Origin of the sequence: Tabrizicola piscis (assembly GCF_003940805.1) — a bacterium.
Taxonomy (GTDB): domain Bacteria; phylum Pseudomonadota; class Alphaproteobacteria; order Rhodobacterales; family Rhodobacteraceae; genus Tabrizicola; species Tabrizicola piscis.
Genome location: NZ_CP034328.1, coordinates 1,030,683 through 1,045,828 on the forward strand (window position 1 = coordinate 1,030,683; position 15,146 = coordinate 1,045,828).

Consider the following 15,146-nt stretch of genomic DNA (forward strand, 5'->3'; position numbering starts at 1 on the left):
TCACTCCGGTTTGCGGGCAGAGGCGCGGACGATCAGCGGACCGTCAATCCGGACCTTGCTGGGGGCGGTGTCGGGATTTTCGATCTGGTCCAGCAGGGCATGAACCGTCGCCTCGACCATGCGGTTGACCGGCTGGCGGATCGTGGTCAGGTCATAGGCCGGCCAAGCCGCGAGAGGGACATCATCATATCCCACGATCGACACGTCGTCCGGCACCGAAAGGCCCAGATCAAAGCGCAGGGCATCCATGACGGCAAAGGCCATGTGGTCGTTGCCGACAAAGATCGCGTCAGGCCGGTCAGAGCCCGCGCAGAGATCCCGCGCCACCTGGGCCGCCGTTTCGCGCGAATACATCCCGTCGATCATCGCGACGGGTTCAAGTCCTGCGGCTTCCATGGCAAGGCGAAACCCCGTGGCGCGGTCACGCCCGGTCGAGGCCCCCTGCCAGCCCATGACATGCGCAATCCGCCGGTGACCGCCGGCGATCAGGAATTCCGTCGCGCGCCGGCCGCCTGCGATGTTGTCCGACGTCACCTCGGACAGCCGAGCATCGTCCTGACCACGGTTGAACATGACCACCGGGATGCCCACCGCCGTGCAGCGTGCGGTCAGATCGTTGGTCATCGCGACGCTTGCGGTGATGATGCCATCGACCTGATAATCCAGCAGTTCTTCCATCACCTGCGCCACTTTTTCGGTGCTGTTTTCTGCCATGAAGACAAGGATGTGATAGCCCTTGTCCTGCAGCGCACGGGACAGCAGTTCAAGCACCACCGGGTAGAACTGGTTTTCAAGATAGGCGACCACCAGCCCGATCATCCGGGTGCGCCCGGTGATCAGGCTGCGCGCAAGGACATTTGGACGATAGCCAAGCTCCTCGGCCGCCGCGCGCACCTTTTCCACCGTGGCTTTCGAGGCCGATCCGCCCGGCGTGAACACCCGGCTGACGGCTGACTGGCTGACACCGGCGCGTCGAGCAACCTCCATTGATGTGACCTTGTCATTCGCCATCAGTCTGCTGTCCAACCCCCATCCACCATCAACGCCGTCCCGGTCACAAGCGCCGCCGCGTCGCTTGCAAGAAACGCCACCGCCCCCATGATGTCGGTTACCTCTCCGACACGGCCAAGCTTGATCTTGGACAGGATCCACGCCGCACGTTCGGGGTTTTTCAGGGTCTGTTCCGCAAGCGGGGTGCGGATGAAGGTCGGGCACAGCGTGTTGACGCGAATGCCGTGCGGCCCCCATTCGATAGCCATGGCTTTGGTCATGCCCTCGACCGCGTGCTTGGTGGCAGCATAGACCGCCCGGTCAATGCCGCCCACATGCCCCATCTGGCTGGAAATGGTGATGATGGAGCCCGGCCTGTTCCCGGCGATCAGGCCCCGCGCGACGGCCTGCGCCAGAAAGTAGGCGGCGCGGGTATTCAGGTTGAAGGCCGCGTCATAATCCGCCGCCGTCGTTTCGGTGGCGGGGGCGTGACGGGCCAATCCGGCCGAGTTCACCAGGACGTCAAACGGACCATGGGCTGCGACTGCTGTCGCCGTGGCCTCAAGGTCGGTGATGTCAAGGGCAAGGGCCTCGGCGCTGAAGCCTTCAGCCCGCATCTCGCCCACAACTTCGGCCAGCGCGTCAGCACCCCGCGCCGCCAGCACCACATGCGCGCCCTGTTCCGCCAAGGCAACGGCAGCCGCCAGACCGATGCCGGACGACGCCCCCGCGACCAGAGCGCGGCGACCGTCCAGACGGAAGCTGGGGGTGCGCGGCAGGGTCATTCCGCCGCCGTTCCATAGCCCACGTTACGCCCGCCATAGCGACGCACGCGGATGTTGCATTGTTCGGCGTGGCCGACAAAGCCTTCCAGCAGACAAAGCCGCGATCCGTATTCGCCGATCATCGCAGCCGCAGCATCCGTGGTGATCCGTTGATAGCTGTGGGTCTTCAGGAATTTGCCCACCCAAAGCCCGCCCGTGTAGCGCCCTGCCTTCTTGGTCGGCAGCGTGTGGTTGGTGCCAATGACCTTGTCGCCATTCGCCACATTCGTGCGGGGGCCAAGGAACAGCGCGCCATAGCTGTGCATGTTTTCCAGATACCAGTCATCACGGTCAGTCATGACTTGAACATGTTCACTTGCAATGTCGTTGGCAACAGCCAGCATCTCGTCATGAGTGTCACAGACAATGACTTCGCCATAGTCACGCCAGGACACAGACGCGGTGGCGGCAGTGGGCAGGATGGTCAAAAGCCTGTCGACTTCCAGCAGCGTCGCCTCGGCCAGCTTTCTTGAGGTGGTCAGAAGCACCGCGGGCGAGTTGTAGCCATGTTCGGCCTGCCCCAGCAGGTCTGTCGCGCACAGTTCTGCATCCACGGTGTCATCCGCGATGACCATGGTCTCCGTCGGACCGGCGAAAAGGTCGATCCCGACGCGCCCGTAAAGCTGCCGCTTCGCCTCGGCAACATAGGCATTGCCGGGTCCTACCAGCATATCCACGGGCTTCAGGGTCTCGGTCCCCAAGGCCATCGCCCCGACCGCCTGCATGCCCCCCAGAACATAAATCTCGTGCGCGCCGCCAAGTTGCATGGCGGCGACGATGGCGGGATGCGGTTCCCCCTTGACGGGCGGGGCCGCCGCGACGATGCGCGGCACGCCGGCAACCTGCGCGGTCAGCACCGACATATGGGCGCTGGCAACCATGGGAAACTTGCCGCCGGGCACATAACAGCCAACCGATTGCACCGGAATGTTGCGATGCCCCAGAAAGACACCCGGCAGAGTTTCAACCTCGATATCCGTCATGCTGGCCCGCTGCGCTTCGGCAAAACGGCGGATCTGGGTCTGGGCGAAACGGATATCCTCCATATCGCGGGTCGACACCCGTGACATCGCCGCTTCGATTTCCGAGGCCGTCAGCAGGAAGGACGGGCGGGCATAGCCGTCGAACTTCTGGCTCAGGTCGCGGACAGCGGCGTCCCCACGGTCTGCGATGTCACGCAGCGTGGCTTCAACCGTTTCGCGGACCTTCGCATCATCCTCGGCGCGGTCCGCTTCGGATTTGCCGCGTTTCAGGTAGGTGATCGTCATGGTGTCCTCCTTGCCCTCGTAGACGGGCGTGGCGGGGAGACCCCCGCCTGACTTCTGTCTTATGGTCTGGGCGGAACCTGTTCGCCCCGGTCATAGGCTTCCCAGCCCATGCCATCGAAAACATCGCGCCCGAGTTGCGCCAGCACATGCGGGAAATCGACGGACACCCAGTTGTCCTTGATCCGCCCCTCCTCGATGCGCCAGAAATCCATGTAGGGGATGATGACGCGCTTTCCGGTCGGGGCGATGCCCATGAACGGGCCGGAGTGGGTGCCTTCGATATGGCCAAAGCAGGACACCCAGTCCCCTTCGGCGATGAAGCGTTCGGTCACATAGGTTCGATCCGTGAAAGCCGCGCGCAACGGCAGTTGCCAGTTGGCGCGAAAGGCATCCAGCCCCTGTTTGGTGCCGCAACCGGTATTGCCCATCCAACGGAAATCTTCGTGGAAATGGGCGGCCATGTCGTTGGAGTTCGCGGCAAGGGCGGCCTCCATCCGGGTGATGACCCGGCGCGAGGCTTCGGCCTGTTCCTGTGGCGTCATGCTGCCCCCAGACGCAAGCCGGTTGCGGTGTCGAAGAGGTGGCAGATCCGGGCCGGAACAGAGGATTCGACAATTTCACCGATTGCCGCGCGATAGTCCTTCGCGGCCTTGACCGACACCAGCGCCCCGCCAATGCGATAGCTGATCATCGACGCTTCGCCCAGAAGCTCGATGGAATAGATCGGGGCGGCAATCTGGCCCCCGGTCGGGGTGATGCTGGCATCCTCGGCGCGAAAGCCAAGCGTGACCTTGCCGGAATGGTTGCCCGGCAGACCTTCGACCCGGAAGCCTTCGGCCGTGAAGACGCCGCCCGCAAGGGTGCCTTCGATCAGGTTCATCGCCGGGCTGCCGATGAACCCCGCGACAAAGGTGTTGGCGGGCTGATCGTAGATGTCGGTCGGGGTGCCGACCTGCTGGATTTCGCCCTTGTTCATCACCACCACCCGATCAGCAAGGGTCATCGCCTCGATTTGGTCATGGGTGACATAGACGGTGGTGGTCTTCAGCGTGTTCTGCAGGTTCTTGATCTGGGCCCGCGTCGACACGCGCAACTTGGCGTCAAGGTTCGACAGGGGTTCGTCCATCAGGAAGACCGTGGGCTTGCGCACGATGGCCCGGCCCAACGCGACACGTTGGCGCTGCCCGCCAGACAGGGCTGCGGGGCGACGGTCCAGAAAATCGGTCAGCTCGACCATCTGTGCTGCGCGCATCACCATGTCATGCTGCTGGGCGGCGGGCACCCGCCGCACCTTCAGCGGAAAGCGGATGTTTTCGTAGACCGTCATGTTCGGGTAAAGCCCGTAGGATTGGAACACCATCGAGATGTCCCGATCCTTCGGCTCAAGGTTGTTCACCATCCGGTCGCCCAGCCAGATCTCGCCCGAGGTGACATCCTCCAGCCCGGCGATCATGCGCATGGTGGTGGATTTCCCGCAGCCTGACGGGCCCAGCAGGACCAGAAACTCCTGATCCTTGATATCAAGGTTGAAGCCCTTGACCCCGACGTAATCGCCGTAGGTCTTCGTCACGTTGACAAGACGCAATTGTGCCATGCCCTACCCCTTTACCGCGCCGGCGGTCAGGCCGCTGACAATCTGACGTTGAAAGAACAGCACCAGCACGAACAGCGGCCCCATCGCCGACACCACGGCGGCGACCGCATACATCACCTTGTTCTCCGCCTGCACCGTGCCAAGGAAACTGGCAATCTTCGGCACCATGGTCTGGTTTTCCTGGGTCAGCAGCATCGAGGTCACGGTGAAGTCGTTATAGGCCAAGAGGAAACTGAACAGCGCGGTAGTGACGACGCCCGGCCACATCACCGGGATAATCACCAGCCGAAAGGCCTGAAACCGGGTGCAGCCATCAACCATCGCGGATTCGTCGAGATCCTTCGGGATCGACAGGAAGAAGGAATGCAGCATCCACAAGGTGAAGGGCTGGTTGATCGCCACCAGCACAAGGATCGACGTGGGCAGATAGCCCCAGATGTTCAACTGGAAGAACGGCAGCAGGTATCCCGACACCAGTGTGACATGGGGCATGGCGCGGAACACCAGCGCGGCGATCAGGATCCAGAACGTGTACCGGAACCCCGATCGCGCCAGGGCATAGCCCCCCAACGTGCCGATGGTCAGCGAGATGACCACGACCGACACCGTCACAATCGCCGTGTTGATGACGGCGACCCAGAACTTCTGTTCGATCCACGCGCCTTCATAGCCGTTCCCGGTCCACGTTGCCCCGGTCTGCTGCAAAGTGCGCGGCCCGGTGATGGCGTTCATCCAGTTGGAATAGGAGAAGAAATCCGCTTCGACCTTGAACGATCCCCAGAAGGTCCAAAGGAACGGAAATGCCGCCGTGATCACCCAGATCAAGACGAAACCCATGCAAAGCACCATCAATGGCAAGGGCTGACGTTCGGCGCGGTTGGTCATCGGCTGCCCTCTAATGTGTCTTGCGGTTGAAATCGCGCCAGGTGCGGATCAGCACCGGCGTCAGCAGGATCACCACCCCGATGATGGTCAGCATTGACGTGGCAGCGGCCGAGCCGAATAGCGGTGTCTCGGCAATGCGAAGATCATTGTAGATCAGGTAGCTGAGCGATGAGGCGTTGGCCTCGGCCGAAAAGCCGACGATCGGCTCGAGCACCCGGAAATTGTCCATCAGCTGCATCAGCGCGATGAAGGTGGTCAGCGGGATCAGATGCGGGATGACGACATAGCGCACCCGTTCCCACCGGGTGGCCCCATCGATCATCGCAGATTCCAGCGTGTCTTTCGGCACCCCCTGCAGACCGGCGTAGTAGACGATGAAACTGAACGGTGCAGAGTGCCAGACGCCGTAGACCATCAACACTGTCCAAGTCAGGGTCGGTGAGGCTTTCAACGTCAGTTGGGGATCACTGAAGACCCATTGCAGCGTCGCGCCCAGGATGCCCTTGCTGTCGATCATCCAGAACAGCACCAGCGACCCGATCAGCGGGGTCACGATCATCGGCAAGAGCGAAAAGAAGATCACCGGCCCCTTGATCAAGGTAGGCACCGCATTGACGCCCAGCGCGATGAAAAACCCGGTGATGATGACCAGCGGCGTCACGATGAACGTGTAGGCCAGCGTGAAGGCCATTGCGTTGTAGAACGGCAGGTTTGTCAGGCTGGACAAAAATGCCAGGATCGAAGGGCTATTTGCCCAGATCTGTGACACTTCATCAAAGGCAAGGTGGCTTGAGTTGGTGTAGGTCCCCAGCCCGTTGAATTTGCCCATCGGGGCCTCTTCCCGCAGCGCAGCCATCGCTGCGGCATCCACGCGCAGCTCTTTCTGGCAACTGAACGGATCGCAGGTTTCCACCTCGATCAACGCTTGGTCATGTTCGATGAACAGCGACTGATAGGCCACCGACAGGATCGGCAGCGCGATGAACAGCAGCATCACGAACAGCGACGGCAGGATGAAGGCAAAGAAGGTCCGATGCGGCATGGGGTATCCCGATGCGAAAGGCGGTTGCAGGATGCAGGAAGGTGGATGGCACCGCCCTGTGGCCCGGGAGCGGGGCCACAGGGCGGCCGTTTGGCCTACTGCAGGAAGCCAGCCTCTTTGGCGGCGGTGTTGTAGGCGGTGATCGTATCCGCAAGGGCCTGTTCAGCCGATTCCTGGCCCTGCATGAACTCGGCCAGGTTGTCGCCCAGCGCCGTGTGCAAAAGCCCCATGTAGGGCAGCATCGGATAGGGCTTGGCCCCGGCCTGAACCGTTTCGAACACGCCAACGGCAGCAGGGGTGGGCTCATAGCCCGCAATCAGCCAAGCCGCAGCTTCAGGGTTGGCGGCGGCCACTTCGGGGGCAATCCCCTTCATCATCGCCTGGAACGACGCGGCAGCGTCTTCGTCGCTGGCATTGGTGGCGATGGTGAAGCCATCCCACCAAAGCGTCGTGGCCGGGATCGTGCCGCCCCCAACAGTCGGGGCACCGGCAAGCACGGTATCGGCGGCCACCTCGGGCGCGGCACCGGCGGGGTCGATCAGCGCCCCCGCGCGTGAGCCCCACATGTTCTGCATGGCAGCACCGCCACCTTCCCAGACCGGGCCAAGGGCGTTGGTGTCAAAGGTCATGTATTCCGGCGCCATCGTGTCGGCCATGGCCTTCATCATCGCAAGCGCCTTCAGCCCAGCCTCGCCGTTGATCGCCGCGTTGGCTGTGCCGGGCTCGAACAGCTCACCGCCAAAGCCCATGTACATGTTGACGAATTCCTGCGCGAGGTCCCAGCCGGGCTTGAAGTTCGCGACCAGAGGGCTGGCAACCTCGCCCTTTTCCTTCAGGATGATCGCAGCAGCGACCATGTCTTCATAGGTCTTCGGCGGGGCAATACCGGCGGCTTCCAGGATCGACTTGCGGTACATCAGGTGCTGCGCATTCGCCATGAACGCGATGGCCACGATCTTGCCATCGACCTTGATCAACTGATTGGGCTGAAGTTGCTGGCCGTACATCGCCACCAGATCGTCCAGCGGGCGCACAAGGCCTTCGTTCAGCAGCGGCACCAGTGACCCATTGGCCACCACCGCCACGGTATAGGTCGCCGGGTTGGTGGACAGGGCCGCAACTTGCAGGTTCTTGTGTTCCGCTGTCAGGTTGGCGGTGACTTCGACCGTGTCGCTGGCGCAGGTGGCCGCTGCGGCGCTGACCAGTTGCAGCGCCAGGAAATCGTTGGACAGGATACGCACCGAACCCTTTTCGATGCCGCAATCGGCATAGGCAAAGCTGGTCGAGGCGAACAGGGCCGCAAGGGCAAGGGAAGATTTCAGGGTTAGTTTCATATCCATCTCCTGTTGAGAGCATTTTTCAGGCGAACGGCCATTCGTGCCGGTATTCTTGGGCCAGTCGTCTAGGGCCAGAATTCTAGGGCCAGAGTTTCCCGACCTGATTTTCTTGGGCCAGACCGTCCGACGCAGACAACGCGCTGCGACAGGTGTCCTTGACCTTGCAAAAAACGCTAACAGCGCGTGAATACGTTTGCAATAATTTTCTGCATAGGGTTGCATTGACGCTGCAACCCGCGTTTTCTGGCGGGACATCAGGACGGAGAACTGCCTTGGACAGCCTGCATCTGGCCAACAAACGCACTATTGCAGAGGCTCTTTCAGCGCTTGCCGAGGCACGCCCTGCGGACCTGCCCCATCGGATCGCAGCGCTTTATGCCCCTGACGCCCATTGGCGCGGGTCGCATCCGATCAACGAACACCGGGGCCCGGAGGCGATCGCCGCACAGGTCTGGCAACCGCTTCTGGCCGCATTCCCCGACCTTGAACGCCGGGACCTGATCGTGACCGGGGGTCATTACGATGGCCGCGACTATGTTGCGATGGTTGGGCATTACTGCGGGACTTTCCGTTCGGACTGGTTGGGAATCCCAGCGACCGGCCGCCCGATCTACCTGCGCTACGGCGAGGTGCATCAAGTTGAGGGCGGGCGGATCGTGCAGTCAAACTGCCTGTGGGACGTTCTGGACGTCATCCGTCAGGCAGGGTTCTGGCCGCTGGCCCCAAGCCTTGGAACCGAAGGCATGTGGCCCGGGCCAATCACCGGCGACGGTCTGGTCTTTCGCGAGACTGATCCGGTGCAATCCGCAGCCAGCCTTGCGCAAACCCTGGCAATGCATGGCACATTGGGTGCCTATGATGATCTGGCTGGCGAAGGCAGGACAGGCCTGCTGAACATGCCGCAGAAACAGCACTGGCACCCGAAGATGATGTGGTACGGCCCCTCTGGCATCGGCACGACGCGCGGGTTGCAGGGGTTTGTCGACTATCATCAGTTGCCGTTTCGGCGGGCCTTTCCAAAACGCAAGGGCGGTGGACAGTGGGACGAAATCTCTGACCTCAAGGCAAAGCATGGCGGTGGCCACTACATCCGGATTGGCGACGGCCCCTATTCCGTGACAGGCGGCTGGCCCTCCGTGTTTGCCATGCATGTCGGGCCGGATTTTCTGGGCGTGGCCGCTACGGGAAAGCCGGTCACCATGCGGGTGATGGATTTCTATCTGCACCACGAAGGCCTGATCCGCGAAAACTGGGTGCCGCTGGATATTCTGGACCTGCTTCTTCAAATGGGGGTCGACGTGATGGCGCGGATGCAGTCGATCTTCCGTCGCGGTGGCTAGGCCGTGCGGCCCCGTCTTGCAAGAGTGATCGCTTTCCGTCGTTGCATACGAATTCAAATTATGCGAACCTTCTACTCGTCCCATCCTCAACCCGCCACATCGGCGATGGAGCCATCATGAAAGCCGCAGATACACCTGCATCGGGCGCACCGGCGTCGGGCAGCCCTGCCCACTCGCTGTCACGGCAGAAACCATCCGAGGTGCTGCAGGTGGAACGCCACGACTTTACGCACCTGGTCCCGGAGAACCGCCCAAGGGCCCAGCCGATGCAGGGTTTTGACGACATCTACACCGATATCGTCGACTATATCGTGCGCTGCACCCACCGGATCTGGGACGAGCGGGATGTCGGCCTGATCTACACGCACTACACCCACAACTGCGTGCTCTACAGTGCGACAGGCACAATCTACACGCGCGAGGAAGTGGTTCGCGATACAATCCAGAGGTTAGTGTCCCTGCCCGAGCGCCGTGGCATGGCGACCCATGTCATCTGGAATGGCGATGACCAGAAGGGGTTCTACACCTCGCATCTGGTGACGGGCACCGGGCGGCATACCCAGCATGGTCACTATGGACCGCCGACTGGGCGCACCTTCACCTCGCGCACCGTGGCCGACTGCATGATCTTTGAAAACATGATCTACCGCGAATGGCTGGTGTCAGACCAGATGGCGGTCCTGAAGCAACTCGGGCTGGACACGCAGGCCTATGCCCGCAATCTGGCCAAGACCTACTTCGACAAGGGGCTTCTGGCCATCGACATCGGGGAAAACCGCCGGCTGATCGGACAGTACCCGCCAGAGTCCAAGGCGGACCTGTCGATTGCCAATACTGACCTTGAACGCGACACGCTGGCCTGGCTCCACGAAGTCTTCAACCAGCGCATGTTTGGCCGGATCAAGGACGTCTATGCCCCGACCGTGCAATACCATGGCCCGCTGATGGCCGAACTTTATGGCGTGGCGTCGGTGATGCATCAGACGCTGGGGCTGGTCGGGTCCCTTCCGGATTGCAGCTTTGTGCCACAGCACATCTGCTCGACCCCGTGTGAAGAAGGCGGCACCAAGGTTGCTGTCCGCTGGATCATGGAAGGCCACCACACCGGCTATGGCCTGCTGCACGAACTGGGCGCGCCAACCGGCAAGCGGGTGCAGGTGATGGGGATGAGCCACTACCACTACAAGGACGGCAAGATCGTCGACGAATGGCGCGTCTATGACGAGTTGTCGCTGTCGATGCAGGTCAAGCTGGCACAGATGGCCGACACGCCGTCGGTTCTTGACTGAGGCAGACGATGTCCCCGAACCCCGGCGCACAGGGCTGCGCCGGGTGACCCCCCCTACCCCGGCATCCCCTACCCCGGCCTCTCCGGCTTTCGTGGCGACGGCTTGCGCCATGATGGCTTTGGTGTCGCTGTCGATTGACGCGATCCTGCCGGGTCTGGACAGCCTGGCAGCCGATCTGGGGGTTGCGGATGGCAACCGCCGCCAATGGGTGATCACCGCGCTGTTTGTCGGGCTGGCTGCGGGGCAACTGTTCTATGGCCCGCTGTCCGACAGTTGGGGCCGCCGAAAGGCGATCCTGCTTGGGATCGGGGTGTTCACCATAGGCTCGTTGACCTCAGCGCTGGCGCAGTCGTTCGAGACTGTGCTGATCGGGCGGGTTATTCAGGGCCTTGGCGCGGCGGGGCCCCGCACTGTCATCGTCGCCATGATCCGCGACCGGTTTGACGGCGCGGCCATGGCGCGGCTGATGTCGCTGATCATGTCGATCTTCATCCTCGTACCGATTCTGGCCCCGATCCTTGGCCAGATGGTTCTGCTGGTCGTGGACTGGCGCGCCCTGTTCCTGATCGTGATGGCGTTTTCCTGGACGGCCGCCCTCGCCCTGATCCTGCTGGTGCCCGAGCGCAAGATCGACCGCCCGCCCTTCAGCCTGCAGGGCCTGCGGACCGGGGCCACGGCGATCCTGACCCACCGACGGTCCATGTCGATCACCGTCGCGGGGGGCTGCGTCTATGGCGGGTTGATGGGCTATGTGAACTCCTCGCAGCAGATTTTTCAGGGCATCTTCAATACGGGGGCGCTGTATCCGGTCTACTTTGGCGGCTTGGCGGTGTTCATGGCCGCCGCGACCCTGACAAACGGCAGGCTGGTGCGACGATATCCGATGCAGACCATCTGCATGACAGCCCTTGCAGCGCATTGCCTGTGGTCAGCCGTGGCGCTTGCGGCAGATCTGGCGATGGGCGGTCTGGGGCTGATCTGGTTTCTGGGATACAGCGCCTTGACGCTCTTTGCCCTTGGGCTGACCTTTGGGAATTTCAACGCCATGGCCCTGCAGCCCTTCGGAAAGACGGCCGGGGCTGCCGCCGCAGTGCAGGCGACCGTCCTGACCGTCGTCAGTCTTGTTTCGGCAGCGGTGATCGGCAACCTGTTTGACGGCACGCTTGTGCCGGTCCTTGTGGGCTATCTGGTGATGGGGCTGCTGGCACTGATCCTTATGTGGCTTCCGGCCCCCAGCGACTGAAGCGGCAAACGGGGGGATGTCATGGGCCAAGGCCGCCACAGCCCTTGGGCCGGGCGGGGTGTCATTCAGTTTCCCCCCAAGGCACATGCCATGGTATCAGCAAGGCCAGTGGCGACAGGATGTCAGGACCCCGATGGCCGTTACGCTCAGATCCCTGTGGACGGGTGCCCTCGTGGCCGGTGCCGTGCTGCTGGTTCTGGCGGTGGAACGGATCGCCAGCCAGAACGCGCTGGATGAAGGTCTGGTCCGCGCTGAAACCACCCTGCGGCAGACAGTGAATGGGCTTGACGGGCACTTGCGGCGGTTCGAAGCTCTTCCCGCCCTTCTGGCGCGGGATGACAGGGTGCGCGACGCCTTGGCCGCACCGGACGACGCCGCAGGGATCGCAGCCATGAACAGCTGGCTGGAAGAAACCAACGCGCTGATCGAGGCGTCAGACCTTTACCTCATTGACCTGTCCGGCACGACCATCGCCGCTTCGAACCACAAGCGGGAGGACAGTTTCATCGGCCAGAACTTCTCGTACCGTCCGTACTTCACCGAGGCGCGCGACGGGCGATCTGGCCATTTCTTTGCCTTGGGCACGACATCCGGCGTACGCGGATACTACTTCGCCTCGTCAGTGCGCGATGCCCAAGGCCAGATCGTGGGGGTTCTTGCCCTCAAGATCGGGGCGGACGAGATCGAAGCCGCTTGGCGCGCGCGCGACTACCGCATTCTGGTGACCGATCCGGAGGGGATCGTCTTCATGTCGACCGATGCGGTGTGGTTGTATCGGGGGCTTTTGCCGCTTACGCCCGAGCGGTTGGCGCGCACCGAGGTGTCGCGCCGCTATGCCGACGCGAAGCTGAGTGCGCTTCAGGTGGGTCTGAGCGCGTCAGGCAAGGTGCAACTGATGCGCCTTGCCGATGGGAACGGGGCCAGTCACGAATACATCGCAACCGAACATGTGATGCCCCAAGCTGGCTGGACGGTACGGGTTCTGTTGGACACAGCCCCCCTGAGGACACAGGCGCGGCTGGCGGTGTTGGCCTTCGGGCTGCTTCTGCTGGTGGCACTGCTTCTGGCATGGACCGTCTTTCAGCGACGGGCACGGCTGGCGGAACGGCTGGCGATCCAGGCAGCGGCGCAGGCCGATCTGGAACGCCAGGTGGCCGAACGGACGGCGGACCTGACCCGCGCCAATGACGATCTGCACCGCATGCAGGCTGACCTTGTGCAAGCGGGCAAGCTGGCAGCACTTGGCCGGATTTCGGCGGCCCTGAGCCATGAGATCAATCAGCCCCTTGCCGCCGCACGCAACTATGCCGACAGCGCGGGTCTGCTGATCGACCGGGCAGACTTGCCGCGCGCCAAGGAAAACATCGGCCAGATCGTTGCATTGATCGACCGCATGGCTGCCATTGCCCGCCACTTGCGCAATGTTGCGCGCAAACCGAACGAGCCGTTGAAGACCGTCGATCTGCACACGGTGATCACGGATGCCCTGACAGTCGCGCGCAATCGGCTGGATTCGGCCGGTGCGACGGTTGATCTCGACATTGCACCCGACCTGCCACTTGTCCGTGGCGGGCCGGTCCGGTTACAACAGGTGATTGTCAACGTGCTGTCGAACGCCGCCGATGCGGTCGAAGGCAGCGCGGACCGCCGCATCACCCTTGCCGCGCGGGCCGTGGGCGGCGAAGTCCAGATCACTGTGCGCGACCGTGGCCCCGGTGTCGCCCCTGCCATTGCCAACCGCATCTTCGACCCGTTCTTCACCACCAAGCAGGTCGGCTCCGGGCTTGGGCTGGGGTTATCGATCAGCTACAACATCATGAAGGATTTCGCAGGCGACCTGCGCGTCAGCAACCACCCCGATGGCGGGGCGATCTTCACCATAGCCCTGACGCCCGCCAGCCCCGAGGCGATGGCAGCCGAATGAAGCAGACCGTCCTTCTGATCGACGATGAAGAAGCGATGCGCCGGTCAACCGAGCAGGCGCTGGAGCTTGCGGGCTTTACAGTCCATTCGCTACCCAGCGCAGAACAGGCACTTGGCTTTGCCGGTCCCGGCTTCAACGGCGCGGTCATCTCGGACATCCGGATGCCGGGGATGGACGGACTTGGCCTGCTGGAACGGCTCGTCGAAACCGACCGCGAGTTGCCCGTGATCCTGATCACCGGCCATGCCGAAGTCAGCCTTGCGGTCGAGGCGATGCGGCGCGGCGCTTATGATTTCATCGAAAAGCCGTTCAGCACCCAAGCGCTTGCCGCCGTGTTGCGCCGCGCTTTGGATCATCGTGGTCTCGTCATCGAAAATCGCCGCCTGCGCGCGGCTGCCGGACAGCGCGACGACCTTGAGGCGCGATTGCCCGGCCGCAGCGCCGCAGTGATCGACCTGCGCCGCTTTGTCCGCACCCTTGGGCCGTCCGAGGCGGATGCGCTGATCACCGGCCCTACCGGCGCCGGTAAAGAGGTGGTCGCGCTGGCGATGCATGATCTGTCGCCGCGTGCAGGCCGGCCGTTCATCGCGATCAACTGTGCCGCCTTGCCGGCCCAGATGATTGAGAGTGAGCTTTTCGGGCATGAGGCCGGGGCGTTTCCCGGCGCGATGCGTCCCCGCTTTGGCCGTTTCGAACATGCCCGGGGTGGCACGATCCTGCTGGATGAGATCGGCTCGATGCCGCTGGATCTGCAGGCACGCCTGTTGCGCGTGCTGCAGGACCGGGTGATCACACGCCTTGGCTCGAATGACCCCATTCCGCTGGATGTCCGGTTCCTTGCGACATCGAAGGCCGATCTTGCGCAGGCTGCGGCGGCAGGGACGTTTCGACAGGACCTTCTCTACCGCCTTGCCGTGGCCACCGTTCGCGTACCCCCACTGTCAGCCCGGCGCGAGGACATTCCGCTGCTTTTCCTCAAGCTGGTCCGCGAGGCCGCCGCCCGCCACGGCGTCGAAGATCGCACCCCCGACCCCGAACTGCTGGCTGACCTTTCGGCCCTGGACTGGCCGGGCAACCTGCGGGAATTGCGCAATGCGGCGGATCGTTTCGTCCTTGGCCTTGACTGGATGGAGGCCGCCGGACCTGCCACCCCCCGCCTGCCCGACCGTGTTGCCGGGTTCGAACGCAGTGTCATCGCGGGCGCCATCGCAGCGCATGGGGGGCACCTGCGCAAGGTTTACGAATCGCTCGGGATCAGTCGAAAAACCCTTTACGAGAAGATGCAAAAGCACGGGCTTGACCGCCACCTGATCCTGGAAGGGGACGACAGCGACGGCTGACATTGGGGGGATGGGTGGAAATCCACCCCCCTGCTTTGGCGGAATGGGGCCATTTCCACCCAACTTGACC

Annotated in this window: 13 protein-coding genes; 5 read left to right on the plus strand and 8 right to left on the minus strand. The window is 62.8% G+C overall.

Annotated elements, in window-relative coordinates:
- The 8 genes from EI545_RS04915 to EI545_RS04950 all read right to left on the minus strand — a co-directional run bounded on the left by EI545_RS04915 (nucleotide 1) and on the right by EI545_RS04950 (nucleotide 7,937).
- Nucleotides 1–1,011, minus strand: coding sequence for a LacI family DNA-binding transcriptional regulator (locus EI545_RS04915; RefSeq protein ID WP_125324437.1), 1,011 nt, complete (start codon nucleotides 1,009–1,011; stop codon nucleotides 1–3).
- Complete coding sequence (locus EI545_RS04920) at nucleotides 1,011–1,775, minus strand: SDR family NAD(P)-dependent oxidoreductase (RefSeq protein ID WP_125324438.1); 765 nt, start codon at nucleotides 1,773–1,775, stop codon at nucleotides 1,011–1,013. The genes EI545_RS04915 and EI545_RS04920 overlap by 1 nt, the downstream gene beginning before the upstream one ends.
- On the minus strand, nucleotides 1,772–3,082 hold the full coding sequence (hisD, locus tag EI545_RS04925; protein ID WP_125324439.1) for a histidinol dehydrogenase: 1,311 nt from the start codon (nucleotides 3,080–3,082) through the stop codon (nucleotides 1,772–1,774). Before hisD ends, EI545_RS04920 begins: the two co-directional genes overlap by 4 nt.
- 59 nt (nucleotides 3,083–3,141) lie before the next feature.
- Entirely contained in the window at nucleotides 3,142–3,624 is a 483-nt protein-coding gene (locus tag EI545_RS04930) for an ester cyclase (RefSeq protein WP_125324440.1), read from the minus strand.
- Nucleotides 3,621–4,676 (minus strand): ABC transporter ATP-binding protein, encoded by a 1,056-nt coding sequence (locus tag EI545_RS04935; RefSeq protein ID WP_125324441.1) that lies wholly within the window; start codon nucleotides 4,674–4,676, stop codon nucleotides 3,621–3,623. Before EI545_RS04935 ends, EI545_RS04930 begins: the two co-directional genes overlap by 4 nt.
- A gap of 3 nt (nucleotides 4,677–4,679) precedes the next feature.
- On the minus strand, nucleotides 4,680–5,561 hold the full coding sequence (locus tag EI545_RS04940) for a carbohydrate ABC transporter permease (RefSeq protein WP_125324442.1): 882 nt from the start codon (nucleotides 5,559–5,561) through the stop codon (nucleotides 4,680–4,682).
- Between the two features lie 10 nt (nucleotides 5,562–5,571).
- Complete coding sequence (locus tag EI545_RS04945) at nucleotides 5,572–6,603, minus strand: carbohydrate ABC transporter permease (protein WP_125324443.1); 1,032 nt, start codon at nucleotides 6,601–6,603, stop codon at nucleotides 5,572–5,574.
- Nucleotides 6,604–6,698: 95 nt separating this feature from the next.
- Nucleotides 6,699–7,937, minus strand: a complete 1,239-nt coding sequence (locus tag EI545_RS04950) for an ABC transporter substrate-binding protein (RefSeq protein ID WP_125324444.1) — start codon at nucleotides 7,935–7,937, stop codon at nucleotides 6,699–6,701.
- Nucleotides 7,938–8,212: 275 nt separating this feature from the next.
- Here EI545_RS04950 and EI545_RS04955 point away from each other — a divergent pair, with 275 nt between their 5' ends.
- The 5 genes from EI545_RS04955 (at nucleotide 8,213) to EI545_RS04975 (ending at nucleotide 15,076) form a co-directional block, all read left to right on the plus strand.
- Nucleotides 8,213–9,280, plus strand: coding sequence for an ester cyclase (locus tag EI545_RS04955; protein ID WP_125324445.1), 1,068 nt, complete (start codon nucleotides 8,213–8,215; stop codon nucleotides 9,278–9,280).
- Between the two features lie 116 nt (nucleotides 9,281–9,396).
- The gene (locus tag EI545_RS04960) at nucleotides 9,397–10,569 is read left to right on the plus strand and encodes a nuclear transport factor 2 family protein (RefSeq protein WP_125324446.1); all 1,173 of its coding nucleotides are present in this window, start codon (nucleotides 9,397–9,399) and stop codon (nucleotides 10,567–10,569) included.
- A gap of 43 nt (nucleotides 10,570–10,612) precedes the next feature.
- The gene (locus EI545_RS04965) at nucleotides 10,613–11,812 is read left to right on the plus strand and encodes a multidrug effflux MFS transporter (protein ID WP_164517217.1); all 1,200 of its coding nucleotides are present in this window, start codon (nucleotides 10,613–10,615) and stop codon (nucleotides 11,810–11,812) included.
- Between the two features lie 133 nt (nucleotides 11,813–11,945).
- Nucleotides 11,946–13,736 (plus strand): sensor histidine kinase, encoded by a 1,791-nt coding sequence (locus EI545_RS04970; RefSeq protein ID WP_125324448.1) that lies wholly within the window; start codon nucleotides 11,946–11,948, stop codon nucleotides 13,734–13,736.
- Entirely contained in the window at nucleotides 13,733–15,076 is a 1,344-nt protein-coding gene (locus EI545_RS04975) for a sigma-54-dependent transcriptional regulator (protein ID WP_125324449.1), read from the plus strand. The genes EI545_RS04970 and EI545_RS04975 overlap by 4 nt, the downstream gene beginning before the upstream one ends.
- Nucleotides 15,077–15,146 lie beyond the last annotated feature (70 nt).